Source organism: Bacteroides sp. MSK.20.82 (genome assembly GCF_019052485.1).
In the GTDB taxonomy this organism is placed as follows: domain Bacteria; phylum Bacteroidota; class Bacteroidia; order Bacteroidales; family Bacteroidaceae; genus Bacteroides; species Bacteroides thetaiotaomicron.
In genome coordinates this window covers 1-23,026 of the sequence record NZ_JAHQUN010000015.1, presented here as the reverse complement: position 1 = coordinate 23,026, position 23,026 = coordinate 1, and the positions used below count along the sequence as shown (strand labels likewise).

Annotated in this window: 14 protein-coding genes and 1 pseudogene; 6 read left to right on the top strand and 9 right to left on the bottom strand. The window is 45.1% G+C overall.

All coding sequences use genetic code 11. From position 1 onward, the window contains the following. Positions 1–145: 145 nt before the first annotated feature. From KTR07_RS14375 to KTR07_RS28760, 6 genes and pseudogenes are all read right to left on the bottom strand, one after another. Complete coding sequence (locus tag KTR07_RS14375) at positions 146–2,071, bottom strand: hypothetical protein (protein WP_008764372.1); 1,926 nt, start codon at positions 2,069–2,071, stop codon at positions 146–148. A 257-nt stretch (positions 2,072–2,328) separates the two neighbouring features. After that, entirely contained in the window at positions 2,329–3,717 is a 1,389-nt protein-coding gene (locus KTR07_RS14370; protein ID WP_016268554.1) for a glycoside hydrolase family 28 protein, read from the bottom strand. 33 nt (positions 3,718–3,750) lie between these two features. Then, positions 3,751–4,719 (bottom strand): polysaccharide deacetylase family protein, encoded by a 969-nt coding sequence (locus tag KTR07_RS14365; RefSeq protein WP_113748762.1) that lies wholly within the window; start codon positions 4,717–4,719, stop codon positions 3,751–3,753. 12 nt (positions 4,720–4,731) lie between these two features. Further along, a complete protein-coding gene (locus KTR07_RS14360; protein ID WP_117981119.1) occupies positions 4,732–6,030 on the bottom strand; it encodes a glycoside hydrolase family 28 protein in 1,299 nt (432 codons plus the stop codon). A gap of 43 nt (positions 6,031–6,073) precedes the next feature. After that, entirely contained in the window at positions 6,074–8,440 is a 2,367-nt protein-coding gene (locus tag KTR07_RS14355) for a beta-galactosidase (protein ID WP_306668123.1), read from the bottom strand. Between the two features lie 342 nt (positions 8,441–8,782). Beyond that, positions 8,783–9,010, bottom strand: a pseudogene (locus KTR07_RS28760) (glycosyl hydrolase); the annotation flags it as partial. A 287-nt stretch (positions 9,011–9,297) separates the two neighbouring features. On the opposite strand from KTR07_RS28760, the gene KTR07_RS14350 reads away from it, so the two are divergent. Genes KTR07_RS14350 through KTR07_RS14325 form a run of 6 tightly spaced genes read left to right on the top strand, consistent with a single transcriptional unit; the run spans position 9,298 to position 19,738 of the window. Beyond that, on the top strand, positions 9,298–12,174 hold the full coding sequence (locus KTR07_RS14350; RefSeq protein WP_117860448.1) for a sugar-binding domain-containing protein: 2,877 nt from the start codon (positions 9,298–9,300) through the stop codon (positions 12,172–12,174). 17 nt (positions 12,175–12,191) lie between these two features. Beyond that, a complete protein-coding gene (locus tag KTR07_RS14345; RefSeq protein ID WP_054959505.1) occupies positions 12,192–13,430 on the top strand; it encodes a rhamnogalacturonan acetylesterase in 1,239 nt (412 codons plus the stop codon). A 24-nt stretch (positions 13,431–13,454) separates the two neighbouring features. Continuing rightward, positions 13,455–14,975 carry a glycoside hydrolase family 28 protein gene (locus KTR07_RS14340; protein WP_016268561.1) on the top strand — a complete coding sequence of 507 codons (1,521 nt, stop codon included), beginning with the start codon at positions 13,455–13,457 and terminating at the stop codon, positions 14,973–14,975. After that, positions 14,926–15,516, top strand: a complete 591-nt coding sequence (locus tag KTR07_RS14335; protein WP_048698226.1) for a DUF4450 domain-containing protein — start codon at positions 14,926–14,928, stop codon at positions 15,514–15,516. Before KTR07_RS14340 ends, KTR07_RS14335 begins: the two co-directional genes overlap by 50 nt. A 44-nt stretch (positions 15,517–15,560) precedes the next feature. Beyond that, positions 15,561–16,964 carry a glycoside hydrolase family 28 protein gene (locus KTR07_RS14330; protein ID WP_048698228.1) on the top strand — a complete coding sequence of 468 codons (1,404 nt, stop codon included), beginning with the start codon at positions 15,561–15,563 and terminating at the stop codon, positions 16,962–16,964. Next, positions 16,964–19,738: a glycosyl hydrolase gene (locus KTR07_RS14325; protein WP_008764360.1), complete on the top strand. Its 2,775-nt coding sequence runs from the start codon at positions 16,964–16,966 to the stop codon at positions 19,736–19,738. Before KTR07_RS14330 ends, KTR07_RS14325 begins: the two co-directional genes overlap by 1 nt. A 206-nt stretch (positions 19,739–19,944) precedes the next feature. Here the strand turns inward: KTR07_RS14325 and KTR07_RS14320 are convergent, their stop codons facing one another. From KTR07_RS14320 to KTR07_RS14310, 3 genes are all read right to left on the bottom strand, one after another. Further along, complete coding sequence (locus KTR07_RS14320) at positions 19,945–20,625, bottom strand: epoxyqueuosine reductase (protein WP_008764359.1); 681 nt, start codon at positions 20,623–20,625, stop codon at positions 19,945–19,947. Further along, positions 20,622–21,749: a GyrI-like domain-containing protein gene (locus KTR07_RS14315; RefSeq protein WP_011109128.1), complete on the bottom strand. Its 1,128-nt coding sequence runs from the start codon at positions 21,747–21,749 to the stop codon at positions 20,622–20,624. Before KTR07_RS14315 ends, KTR07_RS14320 begins: the two co-directional genes overlap by 4 nt. Before the next feature lie 696 nt (positions 21,750–22,445). Then, a partial coding sequence (locus KTR07_RS14310; protein ID WP_217315448.1) for an IS3 family transposase occupies positions 22,446–23,026 on the bottom strand: 581 nt, incomplete at its 5' end.

The window sequence follows — 23,026 nt, the reverse complement described above, 5'->3', positions numbered from 1 at the left end:
GGTAGCACAAAGATAAGCCCAGTTTCAATATCAGTACATAGAAGTTTGTACATTTACATAGATTATTTATCGTTTATCACCCGTAAAACAAAAAAAGTCTCAAGTAGCGACAAACTACCTGAGACTTTTGTTTGAATATGATCAGTTACTTTTTATACAAGTCAGACCCTAAATAATAACCCAACTGCGTAGGTTGATTATATCCTATGTTTTGATTGAGGGCACTCATTTCATAGACATGATCACTCATCAGATAAGGAAATTTATAATCCGTCGGATACCAAGTCGTAAACAGGCGCAGTTCAGTCTGATCACTTGTTACCTGAATAATTTCCTCACGCCAGTCTCCCCAGATGTCCGCATAGAAACAGGGATTACTTTTACTACTATTGATAGTAGTCACTTCATATCTATAAATAGTAAATACACGTTTTTCTTTGGGCGCATCAATCTTACTCCTGTCTAATAATTGACGATTCAATGAATTGGAGAACCATACTGCCATATTGTAAGACATACTGCTGGAACCGGCTCCATATCCGAGATCAGCTCCCGTACAGGAATGTGCATTGCCTTTATACCACCACATCTCGCAGCCCGGACTATCTGGATCAATATCGGCTACCAGGCAACGTCCCATATCTCCACTATACGGAAAATCCCAGATTGTCTCTCCCGTTCTCGCATCTCTCAAAGCAGCACCTACTTTAAAAGGACAAGCCTCAAAGCAAGACCAGATTTGCAGTCCTTTTCTTGACGGGTCAAACTTCCCCAAATGCAAGGCATCTCCATGTCCATGCCTGGAGTTCCACAAGCCTTTACCATTATGGTCTATACAACAACCTCCATATACAACTTCGTCACATCCGTCATCGTCTACATCTCCCACACTTAAACTATGATTTCCTTGTCCGGCATAATCACCGTGCACACCGTCCGAAGTATCGAATCGCCATCTCTTCTTTAACTCTTGGCCCTGAAAATCCCAGGCTTCCAATACCATCTTTCCATATACTCCACGACAAATCAGAATAGAGGGGGTAGTACCCGAAAAACATCCTACTCCTACACGATAACTGGCAGAACGTTTGTAATAGTTATCTCCCCAGTCTTCGCTTTTACCTAACGCGATATAATCAGTACGAGCCAACTCTCTTCCTGTCATACCATCCAATACCGACAGAAATTCCGGTCCGCCATGAATATGAGCCGAGCCTTCGACACGATAATCGACTTTACCATCCCCATCCGTATCTTTTATTTCTGTTCCATCTCCAAAGACAGTACCTTCTGCGGTACGAACCGCAATTTCACATTTTCCGTCACCATCAAAATCATAGACAGCAAAAGAGGTCAGATTACCCACCGGGACATTCGGCCCCAAAGCTACACGCCATAAGAACGAACCATCTAATTTATATGCTTCCAGCAGGGTAGTATGCCAAGGTCCCATCTGTACGGCTCCTGACTCATCCTCTTCGTCCTCTGTCGAGGAACTGCTTCTCAAAAGCCTTTTCAGTACAATCTCATAAACCCCATCTCCGTCCAGGTCACCGACACTGGCATCATTGGCATCATAATAATACTCTGAACTGATGCCTGTGGTACCGGCCAGCGGTATGGAAATATAGGGCAGTCCGGCCGATGCCTGTGCTGCCGTTATGGTATAAGTATCCAACGTTTCATCAGAACCGGCAAAACATAACCGATACGTATTATCCTTATTACGGTCGGCAGTTATATCCTGGAAGTTTGTCGACAAAGTAATCGGTTCTTCATTAAGTTTCACCTCTTCTTCATTACCGCTCTTCCGATAAAGGTCAAAGCCTGTAGAAGAATCATCGGTGGGAAACATACGCCAGCTCACTAATATCTTATTATTGTATTCGGGATAGTAAGAAGCATCTTTTCTTCCGTTAATCGAAGCCCACAATGCACGTTTCAAAGGAGGCTCGACCCGCTCTGCCGGAGGAGTCGGTTCAGGTTCATCACCATTCAACTGGATTTGATTGTCAGTACAAGAAACTGTAAGCAACAAAATTGCTGCCAGAAAAAACAAGGCATTTTTCATTTTAAAAGAATTTAGTTAAACATATAATGATCTGTAAGTTCACAAAAAACACATCGCTGATCTTTCACCAAGCTTCCATAAAAAGTGCACAATGCCGACACTTCGAAAAGTATCCTTTTTATTTCAGATTAGTAGTTCAGCGATGGTCAAAAGTACAGAATCATCCACATTTTCAACTGGAATTATGTACAGTTTACATGTAAAAAAACAGGGATGAACTCAAAAACAAATTAAAGTTCATATATGAACTTTTTTGCTTAGTCTTTATTATCCTCCATTTGATAAGTTACATTCTTTTCTACCACATTTTCAACATTACTTACTTTCTTCACAAACTTCTTAACCGAACCGACCTTTACATCCTTTATCCGCACATTCTTCACAGGAAGTTCAGCATTTCCCTTCAGTTCATATACAGCGTCTGCCGATTCGCAAGTTACTTTATCCATATAGATGCCATCGATACGAGTGATTCGCTTTTCATAAGTCGGGACTAAGTCCTTCCACTGATAAAGCACCTCCGTATCTATTTCAAGTACCCGCTGGGCTGTTCCGGATGCTACATTTTTCATATAGATATTCTCAATAAATCCTCCCCTGCGATGATTTGTCTTCACAAAGAAAAGACGCATCACAGAATTGGGTGCTGTACAGTCATGCATATAGATATTCCGTATACCACCGGAGATCTCACTGCCGATGCCCAGTAAGGTATGTCCTTTCAATATCCGGCAGTTACGGATAACTATATTCTCGCAAGGTGTATTCAACCGCCATGCGTCCTGATTACGACCGGCTTTGATTACAACAGCATCATCTCCCTGGTCAAAAGAACAGTCTTCGACCAGAAAGTTACGACTCATTTCAAAGTCAATACCATCATTATTGTGTCCATGTGCCCGCACATCCAAATTACGGACGATACCTCCGTCACACATATAGAGGTGAATGGTCCAAAACGGACTCTCACGTATTTTAAATCCATCCAGCATCACATTCTTACAGCGATTGAAATGTATCAGATGCGGACGCAAATGATTTTCACCGGTAGCCATCTGGCGTTCTATAACAGGTACATTGGTCGAAGCTTTGGTATACAATTCCTTCAAAGCTTGCAGATGGGGTGCAGGACGTTTAAACCATACTTTCCATGTTCCCATCTTCGGCTGTAATGTACCTTTACCGCTGATTGCCACATTTTCACATTCAAATGCATACAGTAGCGGTGAGTAATTATAGCACTCCAATCCCTCCCATGAGGTCATTACCGCCGGTAGATAGTCTTCCGGATTATCTGTAAAACTCAATACGGCATCTTCTTCTAAACAGAGGTTTACATTACTTTTAAAGTGTACGGGTCCCGTCAGCCAAATGCCTGCCGGAACAACCACACGTCCACCGCCCGCTTTATTACATGCGTCAATAGCAGCAGCGATCGCTTTGGTATTATCAACTTCTCCACCCGGCACAGCACCAAAATCCGTAATCTTAAAATCCCGGTCCGGATAAATAAAGACTTTAATCGGTTGCATCGGAAAAGGAGCTTTTACTTTGACAGTTTTATAATTACCGCCCGCCATTACCGTAGCAACAGACAATAGCCCGAAACACATACATACCATCCATTTTAAAAAGTTCTGTTTCATTATCATCTCATATTAAAATTTGTCCAATCAATTTTATTTTTGAATTTTCAGTGTCACCTTAATCATACCGCCATACGGGTCGAAATCGAAAAGAACTTTATCGTCAGTGATCTGTACCGGCAATTTTCTTTTTCCTTGTTTCACAGTCACTTTCTTTATTTCCTTACCGGTAATCACCATTGTCAACGGTTCAACGAACAGTTCCTGATCCAATTTAAGTTCCGGAGTAATCAACAAGGTATTCTTTTTATTCACAACTTCCAGTCTAGTTTCCTCCCTTTCCTTGATATAAGAAGCCACTTCACGAAAGGTTCCTACCCATATTTCATTCTCTCTCGCTTTTACTTGATCCAGATGATCCCACAAACGTTGAGGATTGCGGAAAGCATCATAGCCATAGGTTAAACCGTGTGTCATTCCTACTCCCCAGTCATTGGTTTCAATCAAGGTATTCACCCATTTCTCCAAATCCTGCAGAGTCGATTTACTCCCAATCGAACGCTGGTGAGTTCTTGTCCCTACACGATTCTGTACGGCAATTCTCCGTCCTTCCGCTTTTTTATTATTATTGGGATAGCAGAAAGTACGGGGCATTACACCTGTATTGGCAAATATAGCACTATCATTCTTAAAAATATCCTCTTTTATCTCTTCGATAGGAAAACGTGCAAAGTTTTTATGCGCCCAACCGTGATTGGAAATCTCATGACCATTATCAGACATTTCCCTAAGTTGAGGCCAGGTCATTCGTGTAGTGTCGGTAATGTTCTCGTTATCCTTATTTATATTGGAACCACATATCCAGAATGTTCCCCGGAAACCTCTCTTTTCCAGTTGGGGAACAAGAAGTGTATAATGTTCTGCCAGGCCATCATCAAAAGTATAACTGATAGCACAAGCCTTATCCTGTTTATATCTGGCAATTTGCACATTCCAGTCTGCTCCCGACAAATAGCCAATACTGATTAATAAACTAAAGATAAAGAGTGAAAATGTCTTCATCGTTCTGTCGTTTTATTGGTTTATCTTTACATTATGCATCGTAAATGAATCGATTATACTCTGATCCACTTTTCCTTTCTTAGCCCGCACTGTGAGATTCTCAAAACAGAAATCTGACAATTTATATTGATCAGACTTCTTAACATTAAAGAATACATTACAATCAATGTCTATATTGCGCATCGTAATGTTATTAGAATAAGAAAGGGGAGTATCTTTACGATCTTTCAAATCGTAAAACTGCGTCCAAGGAGCTATATTCAGACAATTCTGTACATTCCCTGTTATATCCTCTACCAGAATATACTCATATTTTTGCGGTGTATCCGGGCGCATCTTTAGAGTTAGAAGAGCACGTGCTCTATCTACCTTACAACGGCGGACAATCACATTCCGACTAAGGATAGATTCACTACCACAAGTAAAGGCGCTATGACAGAATCCGTAGGTACAGTCTTCAATAATAATATCATAGTTTTCTCCATTATTGGCATCTTTATCTGCCCAAGGTCCTTTTCCACCTTTCAGCGCCACCGCATCATCATTGACAGACATATAACAATTCTTTATCAGCACATTATTACAAACATCAAGGTCCACAGCATCCGTACTGGGAGCTTTTACGGGACTGGCAGGCGAAGTAATACGAAGATTCAACAACTTCAAAAAACTGCATTTATAGAAATGAGTGCTCCAGAAAGGAGAATTCATAATTCTGATTCCCTCAATCTGAGCATTCTTACAGTTGGACAAATAAATAATGCGAGGACGCATTTCTTCCATATTGGTGCAATCCGGATTTATAGAACGCCGTAACCAAAATGACTTCCAGTACCGAAGCCCGTTTCCATTCAATGTTCCCTTTCCGGAAATTGTAAATCCATCCAGTCCGTCTGCATTTACCAAAGCCATGAAGTACTTTAAAGTCTGTCCCTCCATACGGGTCATTTTCACCGGAAAATGACTAATATCATCGCTTCCCTTTAATACTGCATCTTCTTCCAGATGTAAATGAGTATTGTTTTTAAAGAAAAGTGATCCGCTTAAGAAAGTACCTTTGGGAATAACTATAACTCCACCCCCATTCCGGGCAGCCAGATCAATTACTCCCTGTATCTTCTTTGTCTGCACCACCGTACTGTCGTTCGCTACTCCATAATCGGTTATGCTATATTTCTTTCCTAAAGCATTCACATTCACTTCCTTGTTTTCCCTGAACCATTCAGGGATTGCCTTGCCATCAGGAAAAACCTCCTGAGCCACTATTTGTGTACAACACAAAATCAATACTAATCCTACAATTTGTTTCATCACCTATTTATCTTTTTACACTTATCTATTATTAATCAATACCTTACATTGAAAACACCAGTACTCCTGCGGTTGGGATCTCTTCAGTTCCTACCAGCACCTTACTTCCCTCCGGTATGTCGAATGTATAAGAACGATCTGAATAATTCAGCACAATCCCCAGCCCGTTCCGGTATTCCACCGTTATTCCATAAGGCAAATCCATCACAGGAATCTGTAGCTGTGCATATAATTTCTTCAAGATATCCTTTTCCAACGCACCATTGTGGCTGTCAACTCCGACATATGTAACAGTGCCTTTACCCAGTTTTCGGAACGTGACAGCAGGACCACCTTCATAGAATTCATTGGCATACGTCGCCCAAACCTGCGAATCAGATGCGGGAATCAGTATTTCTCCCCATGTATTCCACTCATATTGCTTTCCATTCATGACAACAGTACCCGGATCTTCCGGTAACAGCAGATCATAAAAGTTCATTTCATTTCCCGTCAGAGGTGTGATCATAGAACCGAAAGGAGCTTCCGGCAAACGGCCATAACGGTCTTTCTGTGCTGTACGGCAGGTCAACACAAGATTACCACCATTTTTCACATAGGCAATCCATTTATTTACTAATTCCTTATCAGCCAGTTGGTAAGCAGGAGCTATCACCACAGGATACTCCGTCAACTCCTTCTGTTCGGAGACAAAATCAACGGGAGCACCAAATGACTTCAAAGTCCGGTAATACTTCTCTATATGTGCAAAAGTATCCCATGTACGGTTCTGTTTCTGCCGCTCGATGCTCCAGGAATTCTCGTGGTTGAAAAGGATAGCGGTACGACGTGCCAGATAGTCGGCAGGCTTCGTTTCGCGCGGAGCATAATGTTTCCGGAGTTCTCTTATCTCTTTTATAAAGGTTTCATATTCCCTTCCGCCGGGAGTGACGGTTACGCCGTCCGTTCCTACTATCCCATAATGATACTGCTCTGTGCCGTACAGCGGCTGGCGATAGCGATACGTACAGATAAAATCGCTTCCACCGGCAAATACACTCCACATCCACAGACGGACAGCTCCCGGAAGCGGTTGCGGATTAATGCTCCCCCAATTCACTTGTCCCGGTTGCAACTCCATCACGCCATACGTACCCTGTATAGGACGGAAGAAGTCATTCGCCCATGCAATACGCAACGGATTTCCTACCCGATATCCACGGCGTCCGATACCTTCGTTATCGCCATACACCATATAGCGTGTATAACTCTGGAAATCGAGTGCAGGACTACCGCCGATATGTCCTTCATCATAGTTGGGGATATAGTTGGTAGTAATCCACTGGTTCTTTGCATATTTTCTGATCAGCAGACATTGTTCATTCAGAAAATCATTGGTCTGCGCAGCGGCAAAACGACGATAATCCAGAATCTGATGATGATTCATAAACATCTGGACACGCTTAGGAAGAGTGATTTCATCAAAAGACGAATAAGCCTCACTCCAGAAAGCGGTTCCCCACGCGTCGTTCAGCAACTGAATGTTGTGATTGTATTTTGCACGGAGATAATCACGGAAAGCCTGTTCCGCTTTCGGATTATAGTCGAACTGTACGGCAGGTTCATTGTCGAGTTGCCATCCGACAATACGGGAATCATTGCCATAATGCTGTGCCAGTTTCTCGATCATCTTATACGATAATTCCCGATAGAGCGGCGAAGCAAATGAGGCATGCTGGCGGGCACCGTGATCGAGAACCGTACCATCTTCATTCTTCAACAGGATTTCGGGATACTTCCGGCTCATCCACACCGGGGGCGTGGCAGTCGAAGTACACATAATGACTTTCAGATCATATTTGGCAGCAAGAGCTACTGCTTTATCCAGCCAGGCAAAATCGTATCGTCCTTCTTCCGGCTCCAGCTGCGCCCATGCAAACTCCGCAAAGTGAGTAAACTCAAATCCCAGTTCATGCATCTTCTTGAAATCACGTTCCCACTGACTTTCATCCCAGTGTTCGGGATAATAATAAACTCCTGTCAATGTCAAGTCCTTATCGTTGAACCAGGAAGAAGTTTGTGCTTTTACAGATTGATGCTTCCGGTCATCTATCAGAGACTCTACGACGGAAGCATCTACCGCAAAGGCAGTCCCGTGGCGGATTCCCTTCGGAAACGAAACCTGATCGGATACATCTTCCCACGTTTCACCATGATCCAGCGAACGGACAGCTCCGTAACGATGATCACGATACTTATCAAAATACACATAAAGCGCATCACCCACAAAAAGAGGTGCCGGTCCTTCCGCCCAATATTTTCCGGTAATCGGGGCGGATACCTTTGTCGGAAAACCTTTGGCAATATTCTTCGTGCGTGTCACACGCAGGTTTTTCTCCGGAGGATTGGAGTTCTCGTTCTTGACGACCATGATCAGATCTCCCTGTGTCGGATCTTTCACGATAGCCGCGTCGATCACACTGAAATCGGGATTGAAAAACATCTTCGTCTTTGAGAAAGTACGAAAATCCTTCGTTGTAACATAGTACATACGATGGTTCAGCCCTTTTTCGCTTTCGCTGGTAGGCACTTCCTTGTGGCGTCCGGGGATGGTGGTCGCCCAAAAAATGTAATATGTTTCCGAAGGTTCGTCATAAAAGAGTTCCGGCGCCCAACAATTATGAGCTTCCGGCTCGTGCATCATCACGGGAATAGCCTGTTGCTCACTCCAATGAATCAAATCACGGGAAGAAGCATATCCGATGATCCGGTCCGTCCAACTGGAAGTCCAGACCATGTGAAATGTTCCGTCGGGAGCTTGGCATATACTGGGATCACGCATCAATTTATCTTTACCGACAGACGGAGTCAAAAAAGAGCGTCCGCCGTTCAAAGGAGTCCAGTTCAGCCCATCATAACTGTAGGCAAGATGCAGACCGTCCTTGCTGTCATTGATAAAATAAGAAAAGAGATAAGCAGTCTCACCTGCAAAGATTGTCATTACCGACCAAAGAGTTAAAGCCATCCAGGCAAATACTTTTTTCATGGTTCACTTTAAGATTAAAAAGTTTACTTCGCAAAGATATGGTATCCCCCAGAATTTCAGAAATGAATGATGATGGAGATATTATCATATTCATGTAGTTTCGTACACCAACCGCCATAAAAGCCGTTTTTGATACAATATTCTATGTATCTGTACATCTTTCTATTTTATAGATTACTCAAAAGCTCTACTTTAGCAGCAGATTTTTAAACGTAGTGGAAAACATATCAATTCTACATATCATGAAACAACTTTTAGTAAGTATTGCCATTGTATTCGCCTCTGTACTGACTGTAACAGGGCAAAACCACTCTTTCAGCCTATCCGGAAAATGGAATTTCCAGATAGATCGGGAAGATGCGGGGATGAAAGAACAATGGTTCAATAAATCGCTCGACGAATCCATCAATTTACCCGGTTCCATGCCCGAAAAGCTAAAAGGGGACAATGTTACCGCACGTACCCAATGGACAGGAAGTTTATATGACAGTTCTTACTATTTCAATCCTTACATGGAGAAATACCGGATAGAAGGGCAAGTCAAATTACCTTTCTTCCTGACTCCCGACAAGCACTATGTAGGTGTCGCCTGGTATCAAAAGAAAGTGACAATTCCATCCGCCTGGAAAGGGGAAAGAATTCTCCTCTTTCTGGAACGCCCACATATTGAAACAACCGTATGGGTAAACACGAAAGAAATCGGTATGCAAAACAGCCTTTGCGTTCCTCATGTATACGACCTGACCTCGGCCGTCACTCCCGGCAAGCCGTGCCGGCTCACTATCCGGGTTGACAACCGGATTAAAGAGATCAATGTCGGTCCGGATTCACATAGCATCACCGACCAGACACAGGGCAACTGGAACGGAATCGTAGGTAAAATCGAACTGCAGACGACTCCCAAAGTCTATTTCGACGATATACAGGTATATCCTGATCTGAGTCACGGGAAAGCGCTGGTACGCATGAATGTAAAATCCTCTTCTTCTGCCAAAGGAGAAATAACACTTTCTGCCGAAAGCTTTAATACGGATACCCGCCAAAACGTCCTCCCTGTTCAACAGACCTTCCGTATTCAGGCAGGAGATAACCGGGTAGAAATGGAACTACCGATGGGAAAAGACTTCCTGACATGGGATGAGTTCAATCCGGCACTCTACAAACTGACAGCCACGCTGAACAGCGGCAAGCAGTCCGAAAAGAAACAGGTACAGTTCGGTATGCGTGATTTCAAGATAGAAGGCAAATGGTTCTACGTCAACGGACGCAAGACAATGCTCCGCGGTACAGTGGAAAACTGCGATTTCCCGCTTACAGGTTATGCGCCGATGGACGTAGCTTCCTGGGAACGGGTATTCCGCATCTGCCGCAACTACGGATTAAACCATATGCGTTTCCACTCTTTCTGTCCACCGGAAGCAGCCTTCATCGCTGCCGATCTCGTTGGTTTTTATCTGCAACCCGAAGGTCCCAGCTGGCCTAATCACGGTCCGAGACTGGGCAACGGGCAGCCGATTGACAAATATCTGATGGACGAAACCATCGCTCTGACCAAAGAATACGGCAATTACGCCTCTTACTGCATGCTGGCCTGCGGCAATGAACCTTCGGGCCGTTGGGTACCTTGGGTAAGCAAATTCGTTGATTACTGGAAAGCGACCGACCCCCGCCATGTATATACAGGAGCTTCCGTAGGAGGCAGCTGGCAATGGCAGCCCCACAATCAATATCATGTGAAAGCCGGTGCACGGGGTCTTAGCTGGGCAGGCTCGCAACCGGAAAGTATGTCCGACTACCGCGCCAAGATCGATTCCGTGAAGCAACCGTACGTTTCTCATGAGACAGGACAATGGTGTGCATTCCCGAATTTCAGCGAGATACGTAAATACACCGGAGTGAACAAGGCCAAGAACTTTGAAATCTTCCGTGATATCCTGAATGATAATCACATGGGCAGTATGGGGCACGACTTTATGATGGCTTCGGGCAAACTTCAGGCAATCTGCTACAAACACGAAATCGAGAAAACATTGCGTACACCCGACTATGCAGGATTCCAATTGCTGGCACTGAACGACTATTCCGGTCAGGGAACTGCATTAGTAGGTCTTCTGGATGTCTTCTTTGAAGAAAAAGGCTATATCAACGCAGATGAGTTCAGACGTTTCTGCAGCCCGACCGTTCCGCTGGCACGTATTCCTAAATTCGTATATACCAACGACGAGGCTTTCCATGCCGACATCGAAGTTTCCCATTTCGGAGCAGCCCCTCTGCAGGAAGCCAAAACGGTATACAGCATCAAGGATGAATATGGCAAAGTATACGCTCACGGCACTGTAGGCACTCAGAATATACCAGTCGGAAATCTTTGTACGCTGGGAAGTGTAGACATGAAGCTAAGCGGAATCACTAAACCGCAGAAACTGAATATGGAAATTCGTATCGAAGGCAGCGATGCCGTCAATGACTGGGACTTCTGGGTATATCCCGCACAGGTAGAACTGACTCAGGGCGACGTATATACCACCGATACACTAGACGCAAAAGCAATCTCCATCCTGCAAGAAGGAGGAAACGTATTGATCACGGCAGCCGGAAAAATCCAGTATGGCAAGGAAGTGAAACAATACTTCACTCCTGTCTTCTGGAATACTTCCTGGTTCAAGATGCGTCCGCCTCATACCACAGGTATCTTCCTCAACGAATATCATCCGCTTTTCCGTGAATTCCCGACCGAATATCACAGCAACCTGCAATGGTGGGAACTGCTGAACAAAGCACAGGTCATGCAGTTTACCGGATTCCCGACCGAATTCCAACCGACCATCCAGAGCATAGACACCTGGTTTATCAACCGGAAAATCGGAATGTTGTTCGAAGCCAACGTACTGAACGGCAAATTGATAATGACCAGCATGGACATCACTTCGAAACCGGAAAAACGGGTAGTTGCCCGGCAGATGCATAAAGCCATCCTTGACTATATGAACTCCGATGCTTTCCGCCCGACAGCGAATATCGCTCCGGAACTGATTCAGGAACTATTCACCAAAGTGGCGGGAGACGTGAAATCCTATACCAAAGATTCACCCGACGAACTAAAACCGAAAATAAATTAAACTAATTGATGACTGATATGAAAACAACATTTCTCGGACTTCTGCTGCTGACAGCAACAGCTATCAGCGCTCAGGAACAAGCCCGCACATTCCAACTGGCAGACGCCCCCCGCTACAGCGAGGAAACAGGTTACGGATATGACCTTGCACCCACTCCCGAAAAAGGGAGCAAAGCACCTTTCTTCTTTTCTGTCCGTGTGCCGGACGGTAACTACAAAGTAACCGTACGCCTCGGAAGCAAGAAGCAGGCAGGTGTAACTACCGTACGAGGCGAATCACGCCGTCTCTTTATCGATAATCTGCCCACCAGAAAAGGGCAGTTCACAGAGGAGACATTTATCATCAACAAACGGAATCCACGCATATCCGACAAAGAATCGGTACGCATCAAACCCCGTGAAAAGACGAAACTGAACTGGGACGACAAACTGACACTGGAATTCAACGGTGACGCTCCCGTATGTCAGAGCATCAGTATCGAGCCTGCCGACCCGTCTGTAATTACCGTATTCCTGTGCGGCAACAGTACGGTAGTCGATCAGGACAACGAGCCTTGGGCCAGCTGGGGACAAATGATTCCTCACTTCTTCGGCACCGATGTCTGTATCGCCAATTATGCCGAATCCGGCGAATCGGCAAATACCTTTATCGGAGCCAAACGCCTGGCGAAGGCTTTAAGCCAGATCAAAAAAGGAGATTACCTCTTTATGGAGTTCGGTCACAACGACCAAAAGCAGAAAGGGCCGGGCAAAGGAGCTTACTACTCCTTCATGACCAGTCTGAAAACATTCATTGACGAAGCGCGTGCACGCGGAGCGCATCCGGTGCTTGTCACTCCTACCCAACGTCGTAGTTTCGACGCCAACGGACATATCCGCGACACACACGAAGACTATCCGGAAGCGATGCGCTGGCTGGCAGCCAAAGAGAATGTTCCCCTGATCGATCTCAATGAAATGACACGTACCCTGTACGAGGCGCTGGGACCGGACACTTCCAAACGTGCTTTCGTCCACTATCCGGCAGGAACGTATCCGGGACAGACCAGGAATTTTGCAGACAATACGCACTTTAATCCTTACGGTGCCTATCAGATCGCCCAATGCGTCATCGAAGGGATGAAGAAAGCCGTTCCCGAACTGGCGAAGCATCTGAAAATAGACCCGGCATACAATCCCGCACATCCGGACGATGTGAATACTTTCCACTGGAACGATTCACCGTTCACGGAAATAGAGAAACCGGATGGAAATTAAAAGAATCCTATACTAAAAGACTATATGAGAATTAAAAACCTCCTTCCCCTACTTCTGGCAGGCTCGTTGATGATAGCGTGCACTCCTGCCAAACAAGCCGGCAACAGCTTCGAATGGGGGCAGGTACCTCAGCAACCGGATTTATCGTGGGCAGACAGCGTAGGCAGCCGCCAACTTCCCGGAGACAAGATGATTATATCCGCCAATTCCTTTGGCGCAGTAGCAGACAGTACCGTACTCAGCACAGAGGCTATTCAGAAAGCAATCGACAGTTGCGCTGTCTCCGGCGGAGGAACGGTTGTCCTGCAACCGGGGTATTACCAGACAGGAGCCTTGTTTGTCAAAAGCGGCGTAAACCTGCAGATTGGCAAAGGGGTGACTCTGCTTGCCAGCCCCGACATCCACCATTATCCCGAATTCCGTTCGCGCATAGCAGGGATAGAGATGACATGGCCGGCAGCAGTGATCAACATTGTCGACGAGAAGAACGCTGCCATCAGCGGAGAAGGTACACTGGACTGCCGTGGAAAAGTCTTCTGGGATAAATACTGGGAAATGAGGAAAGAATACGAAGCCAGAGGGTTACGCTGGATAGTGGATTATGACTGCAAACGTGTACGGGGAATCCTCGTCGAACGCAGTTCGGACATCACACTGAGCGGTTTCACCCTGATGCGCACAGGATTCTGGGGATGTCAGATTCTCTATTCCGACTATTGTACCATAGACGGACTGACTATCAACAATAACATCGGCGGCCACGGCCCAAGCACGGACGGCATTGACATCGACTCCTCCTGCAACATACTGATCGAGAACTGTGACGTAGACTGCAACGACGACAATATTTGTATCAAATCGGGACGGGACGCGGACGGACTGCGTGTGAACCGTCCGACAGAGAATGTGGTAGTGCGCAACTGCACAGCCCGCAAAGGAGCGGGACTGATCACCTGCGGCAGCGAAACTTCCGGCAGCATCCGCAATGTATTAGGCTATGACCTTAAAGCTGTCGGCACATATACCGTGCTGCGACTGAAAAGTGCCATGAACCGTGGGGGAACTATTGAGAATATCTACATGACCCGTGTCAGCGCAGAAAATGTCCGTCAGGTATTGGCGGCGGATTTAAACTGGAATCCGAGCTACAGCTACAGCACTTTGCCCAAAGAATATGAGGGCAAGGAGATTCCGGAGCACTGGAAAGTGATGCTGACTCCGGTAGAACCACCCGAAAAAGGGTATCCGCGATTCCGTGACATATACCTCTCACAGGTAAAAGCGGAAAATGTAGATGAATTTATTTCCGCTTCGGGTTGGAATGATACATTGCGTCTGGAAAACTTCTATCTTTACGGCATCGAAGCGCAGACCAATAAACCGGGGAAAATCTGCTATACGAGAAACTTTAATCTATCGGAAATAACATTGGACGTCAAAGACAAAGATGCTATTGTACTAAAGGAAAATGAACAAAGTAATATCCACTTCGACTATGTTAAAACAACTACTGACCGTCGTACTGCTGGCAATCTGCCTCATTAACGTACAGGCGCAGCAACTGACTCCTCCCGCCGGAACTTTCCGTCTGGGTATATCGAAAGGAACCGACAGTCACTGGCTGGCTCCTCAGGAAAAAGTGAAAGGAATCGCTTTCCGGTGGAAAGCCCTGCCGGATACCCGCGGCTTTATTCTCGAAGTAGCGGTCACCTCCTTGCAGCAGGCCGACAACTTATTCTGGAGCTTCGGAGACTGTCAGCCGGACATGGATATAAACGTGTTCAGTGTAGAAGGACAAGCTTTCACCTGTTATTATGGTGAAAGTATGAAACTCCGCACCTTGCAGGCAGTCACTCCCACCGACGATATCCGTTTGAGTAACGGCCGTCAGGACAAGACTCCCCTCTTGCTTTATGAATCGGGGAAACGAACAGACCGTCCCGTCCTCGCAGGGCGCTGCCCGCTCGCAGCAAACAGTAAACTTTATTTCTGTTTCTACGAGCAAAATGCACGAGCAGATTATAATTATTTTATGTTGCCGGATCTTTTTGCAAAGATTGATGAACTTAAACATAATAAAAAATGAATGGAGATACTATTGATTATCATTTAGCTTAAATCCATACAAAGATGAAAAGAATATATCTACTACTCAGCCTACTGACCGGTTGCTTGTATATGCAGGCGGCAATCTATAACGTCAGGGATTTCGGAGCAAAAGCAGACGGAAAGACGATTGATTCTCCCGCCATCAACCGTGCCATCGAAGCTGCCGCACAAGAAGGCGGAGGTACCGTATATCTGCCTGCCGGAGAATATGCCTGTTATTCCATCCGGCTGAAAAGCAACATCCATCTCTATCTGGAACAAGGCGCACGCATCATCGCCGCCTTTCCGGGAAAGGACGAAGGATACGACTCGGCGGAACCTAATGAGCATAATAAATACCAGGACTTCGGTCACAGTCACTGGGAGAACTCCCTGATCTGGGGAATCGGTCTGGAAAACATCACCATCAGCGGTCCGGGACTGATCTACGGCAAAGGACTGACCCGCGAAGAAAGCCGCCTGCCGGGAGTAGGCAACAAAGCGATCAGCCTCAAGGATTGCCGGAACGTCACGTTGAAAGACTTCTCCATGCTCCATTGCGGACACTTCGCCCTGCTAGCCACCGGTGTGGAACACCTCACCCTGCTCAATCTGAAAGTAGATACCAACCGTGACGGATTCGACATTGACTGCTGCCGCAACGTACGCATCAGCCAATGTACAGTTAACTCCCCATGGGACGATGCCATTGTTCTGAAAGCCTCTTATGCGCTGGGACGTTTCAAAGATACGGAGAACGTTACTATCAGCGACTGCTACGTCAGCGGCTTCGACAAGGGAAGCGTACTGGACGGCAGCTGGCAACTCGACGAACCACAGGCACCCGATCATGGATACCGCACCGGACGTATCAAGCTCGGCACGGAAAGCAGCGGAGGTTTCCGCAACATCGTCCTCACCAACTGTATCTTCGAACATTGTCGGGGACTGGCGCTCGAAACCGTAGACGGCGGTCATCTGGAAGACATCGTTATCAGCAATATCACCATGAGGGATATTGTCAACGCTCCTATCTTCCTTCGCCTGGGTGCGCGCATGCGCAGTCCGGAAGGGACACCCATAGGCACCATGAAGCGTATTCTGATCAGCGACATCAATGTATGGAACGCTGACAGCCGGTATTCTTCCATTATCAGCGGTGTCCCCGGTGCATCTATCGAAGATGTTACTTTCCGCAATATTCACCTATATTATAAAGGTGGATACAGCGAAGAAGATGGCAAGCGCACTCCACCCGAACAGGAGAAAGTATATCCCGAACCCTGGATGTTCGGTACGATTCCCGCCAAAGGATTTTATATCCGTCACGCAAAGAACATAACTTTCGACGGTGTCCGCTTCCACTTTGCACAGCCGGACGGACGTCCGCTCTTTGTGACCGACGACGCAGAAAACATTGAATACTATCATACACCCCAAGAATAATGAACAAGAAACAACTGATACTCCTCTGTATGCTCGCAGCAGGCGGAAGCATACAAGCGCAACAGTGGCCGGATGCTCCGGCAGAAGCCCGTCCCGGCACCAGATGGTGGTGGCTGGGAAGCGCTGTCGATGAAAAGAACCTGACTTACAATCTGGAAGAATACGCGCGTGCCGGCATGGGCGCCGTAGAAATCACTCCCATCTATGGTGTACAGGGCAATGACGCCAACGATATTCAGTTCCTTTCTCCCCGCTGGATGGAAGTCCTCAAACACACACAGGCGGAAGGAAAACGCACCGGCATCGAGATCGATATGAACACCGGAACGGGATGGCCCTTCGGAGGACCGGAAGTCAGCATCGAAGACGCGGCAAGCAAAGCCATCTTCCAGACTTATGATATAGAAGGAGGCCAGGAAATCGTGCAAGATATCAATGTGACAGACAAGAAGCAACAACCTTATTCTGTCTTAAGCCGTGTAATGGCATACGACGAAAACGGACGCTGTATCAACCTTACATCCCACGTCAGGAAAGACAAACTGGAATGGAAAGCCCCTGCCGGAAAATGGAAAGTGATAGCGCTGTATAACAGCAAGACACGTCAGAAAGTGAAACGCGCCGCCCCCGGAGGAGAAGGCTACGTAATGAACCATCTTTCCAAGACTGCCGTCAAGAACTATCTCTCCCGATTTGACCGTGCTTTCAAAAGCAGCAAGACGAGTTATCCGCATACATTCTTCAACGACTCTTACGAAGTCTATCAGGCAGACTGGACAGAAGACTTTCTGGATCAGTTCGCCCGCAGACGGGGATATAAGTTGGAAGAACATTTTCCGGAGTTTCTGGACGAAAGCCGTCCGGAAGTCAGCCGCCGCATCGTATCCGACTATCGGGAGACGATCTCCGACTTATTGCTGGAGAACTTCACCCGCCAATGGACGGACTGGGCACACAAGAATGGCAGCATCACCCGTAATCAGGCACACGGGTCGCCTGCCAACCTGATCGATGTCTACGCAGCCGTAGACATCCCTGAATGTGAAGGATTCGGTTTGTCCCAATTTCATATCAAAGGATTACGTCAGGATTCATTAACCAAAAAGAATGATTCGGACTTGTCGATGCTGAAATATGCCTCTTCTGCCGCACATATCGCCGGGAAGCCTTATACTTCTACCGAAACATTTACCTGGCTGACGGAGCATTTCCGCACTTCTTTGTCGCAATGCAAACCGGATATGGATCTAATGTTCGTCTCCGGCATTAATCATATGTTCTTTCACGGCACTCCTTATTCGCCGAAAGAAGCCGAATGGCCGGGATGGTTGTTTTACGCCTCTATCAATATGAACCCGACGAACAGCATCTGGCACGATGCCCCTTCGTTCTTCGATTATATCACCCGTTGCCAGAGTTTCCTGCAAATGGGTAAACCGGATAATGATTTCCTTATTTATCTGCCTGTCTATGATATGTGGGATGAGCAACCGGGACGTTTGCTGCTATTCAGCATTCATCACATGGCCAAGCTCGCCCCGAAATTTATAGATGCCATCCACCGTATCAATAACAGCGGATATGACGGAGACTATATCTCGGACAACTTTATCCGCAGCACCCGTTTCAAAGACGGACAGATCATCACTTCCGGCGGAACCGGTTACAAAGCGCTGGTCGTACCCGCCGCCCATTTGATGCCGAATGACGTTCTGGTTCATCTGCTGAAACTGGCACAACAGGGAGCCACTATCGTATTCCTCGAAAACTATCCGACGGACGTACCGGGATACGGTCAACTGGAACAGAAGCGCAAGACTTATCAGCAGACGCTGCAAAAGTTACCTTCCGTTTCATTCTCCGAAACAACGGTTACTCCGGTAGGCAAAGGCAAGATTATTACAGGTACGGATTATGCGCGTACTTTAGCAAGTTGTAATATTCCTCAGGAAGAAATGAAAACCAAGTTCGGACTGCAAGCCATCCGCAGGGTGAACGATAGCGGACACCATTACTTTATCTCTTCTCTCCAAGATAAAGGAGTGAATGATTGGGTGACACTGGGAACCAAAGCCGAAGCTGCTGCCCTCTTCAATCCCATGACCGGAGAATGCGGAGAAGCAAAGGTACGTCAAACCGGAGAACAGACACAAGTCTACCTCCAACTGAAATCCGGTGAATCGGTGATTTTGCAGACTTATCAACAGCCGCTGCAAGCTGCCCGGCCCTGGAACTATATTCAGGAACAACCGTTCAGCCTCAGCCTGGATCATGGCTGGAAACTACACTTCGCCGAAAGCGAACCGGAGATAAAGGGTACGTTCAATATCGACCGCCCTTGCTCATGGACAGGCATCGACCATCCGGCAGCCAAGATTAACATGGGCAGCGGTGTTTATTCATTGGATATCGAATTGCCCGCTCTGCAAGCCGATGACTGGGTACTCGACTTGGGAGACGTACGCGAAAGTGCCCGTGTCCGGATCAACGGTCAGGAAGCGGGCTGCGCATGGGCAGTACCTTATCAGCTACGAGTAGGTCATCTGCTGAAATCAGGAAAAAACCACATCGAGATAGAAGTCACTAACCTCCCTGCCAACCGGATAGCCGAACTGGACAGGCAGGGAGTGCAGTGGCGCAAATTTAAAGAAATCAATATTGTCGATCTGAATTATCGTCCGGCCAACTATGGTCACTGGGCTCCCATGCCTTCGGGATTAAATAGCGAGGTCCGGCTGATTCCGGTAGATTATTTATCTTTCAAGACACACTAAAGTTATTATTTAAATCTACTTTCAGTTCAAGATAAGGCAATATAGTTCGGGCCTGACTAAAAAGTCAGTAGTATCTCCAATTCCCCTCCTTCCCGAAGGAGGAGAATAGAGATAGAACCGACTTTTTAGTCAGCCTCTTTTCAGCCTGTTATTTTAATCTATACCTGTTATTTTAATCTATAAATGAAATAGTCAGGCTAGTTCTTCTATGGCTGTAAAAACCTGCTTTTAAAGTTTACGTATTTCTGCGTCCAAGGACAATGCACAAGACATTTCAAACAGGTACTGCATCCATATACATCAATTATATCATCTCTTGAGATTGCTGTATTCCAGGTGGTCCCTTTCAATACTTTTCTTTCGCATATATCCCTACAAATGTTACAATTACCACACTTCGGGGAAATAGGGGCATACGGTACAGTTTCTAACGGTGCATCAGTTAAAACAGTACCAAGACATTGCGCTGCACCATATTCAGGAGTAATAAACAGATTGTTTTTCCCAATCCATCCTAATCCACTAAGTTGCGCTACTGTTTTGTGAGGTAAAACCGACTCCTTCGTTTCAAAATTAAACACACCTTCTGCCAAAAGTCCCGCATCAGATTGTGAAAGAGCTTTATACCCTTTGCTGACAAGAAATTCAGCTAACTCGTCTGTTACTTCTCCCACTCTATTTTCAGTTTTTACATACTCATCTTCAAGAACAGGTTTATAATCAGGATTATTAAATACATCTTTTACAAACTTCGGATTTATTGCGATTCCTATTAATATAGCACATGGCAAACCTCTATTCTGCTTATTGGTCAACTTGGATATATCTACGAAATGAACAAAACCTACCCTTGACTTTTTCAATTCATTCTCTACTTCTTTATTCATATTTCTTTCTTTTTGACAGGGATATAAATATCTGTGATTAGTTCCGAAACCGGAGTTTTTTCGGGTGTATTGATATAAGTCTCAAAAGTAAATGGTTCTCGCAAGCTATAATCATTTGCAGGTAGCCAATCAAGATAAATATAACGATATACCCTATTCAGTTCATGATATAATCCTTTAAAACGAAATATAGCATATTCACCCGCAGGAACTTCATAAACACCGAACCCCTTCGGAATTTTAAATGATTGTGGTAATGTTACTCCAACCATAAAACGACTTTGTTCTTCAAGCGTGATAAAAGGATAATCAAGAGTCAGGCTTACATATTTACATCCTTTTGATAATAATCCATAGCTTTCAGAAAATTGTAGCACCTGTTTCCATAAAACAGAAAAACTATGGCTGACATGATGTGTTCTCTCTAATTTTAAATATGCAATCCGTGTATGAGGCACTCTTTCAATACTTGGTTCAATCTGTATTGGATTCTTGCCTTCAGAACAGGCATTTGAATGTCTTTTACGAAATTCAGGTATAGAGCAATTAAAATAGTTTTTGAATGCCCTTGAAAGAGTATGTTTATTCTGATAATTGATTTGACTAAGAATTTCGGAGACACTTACATTGGTGGATATTAACTTAAAAGCAATGTACTCCAATCTTAATCGTTGGATGTAATTCCCAAGGCTATCACCGCAAACTGCTTTAAAAAGTCGGCGGAAATGATACTTGGAAATGCATACAATTTGGGATAACTTTTCAGAATCAAGGTCATCAAATAAATGACAATTGATATATTCTTGAACTCTGATCACCAATTCATATTGTATGTGAGCGGTATTAATTTTTTGCTTCCATCTTTTAATTTCAGGTAACCGTCTGGACATAATTTCTCTCAACTCCGACGAAGTATGGCGTATGCCGACTTCTTTATAGTATTCTTCGGGAAAAAGTCCCCAAAGGTAGATAAGATAATCCATTGAGAAGTCATACAGTTTAACTCCATTTTTCAGACAGTAATCACAATATTCCTCATTTTGGTCTGCCTTCAGATTGGTATAATCAATATCCAAAGGTATTCCGCAAGTCTGGCAATATTTTGTTTCAGAATTGATGTTCATAAGTTTTTTATTATTGAGTGCAAAGTTAACCAATATGTTATGCAAAAAGTTACCATAAATAGCCTTCTTTCGTTTTAATTTGCTTTTTATTGGTTCTGCATATCTCCCCACGTAATTTGAATGCGTTTTTGCTCTCATGCTCTAACAATTTGCCTGTATCCCTTTATTCATCGTTGTTTCAGGTATGGTAGCAAGTGTGGTAGCAGGTATGAGAGCAAACGTTTGCTCTCATACCTGTCTTGTGTCTATGTTGTCAATTCCATCCTGATTCTTCTCGTACAAACTGCAATTTCCAATTCAAAATCACGGTTGTTTCAGATAGTTTCAAGCGCTTGGAACTCTAGTTTCAAGCATTGAAACCATTAGTTCCAAGCCTTGAAACAGTAGTTTCAGACGCTTGAAACTATCTGAAACTACTGTCGATTGGGATTACTTGTGTACTTCCCTAATAATGGTTGACTTGTTTATCTCTAATAGCTGCTATGTGTTGACTAGAAATATTACTAACCCTGGCAGCTGTTTACTTTATTATTTATTATTCCTGCCTCCGGTTTACTTATTTTTTTCTTATTCCTTTAACCGGTTGACTCTTCTCTTTGAAAGAAGAAAAAAGAAAGGAACTCACCCTTTTTCCTCTTTCTATCCCGCTAGCAGGGCATTCTTGGTCTTTTCATAAGCAAATGTACATATTTATTTTTAAGCAAGTGCTACATTCAGATACTTTTCTCTGTAGCTTATCCATCTTTTCCTGATAGGTCCTTGCATTTCTCCTGCCTGTACCGGGGTAAGCATATCCAAGCTCATATGAGGCCTTTCGTTGTTATAGAAGTGAACGGCTGTTGCTACAGCTTTTCTGACTTCCTGTATTGAACTAAAGCGCATTCCTTGCAGCAATTCATTCTTTATAATGCCATTCACACGCTCAGCTATGGCATTGTCCTTGGGATTGCCATCCTCTGTCATGCTGGGAAGAATCCCGTTATGTCGTAATATGGCAATATAATCCGCACTGGCATATTGTACGCCTCGGTCGGAGTGATGGATCAAACCCTTAATCTCCTTTGCAGCTATGCGTCTGACTGCCATTTCCAGAGCTTCCACTGTGTAACAGCTTCCCAGAGTATCACCTACGCAATACCCAATGATCTCCTTCGTATAGGCGTCTGTCACCAGAGACAGGTAGCAGAACACATAACTGCCGTCAGGCAACCATATGGTAATGTAAGTGATATCACTAACCCACAGCTGATCAGGATGTTCTAATAGCAATGTCCTGG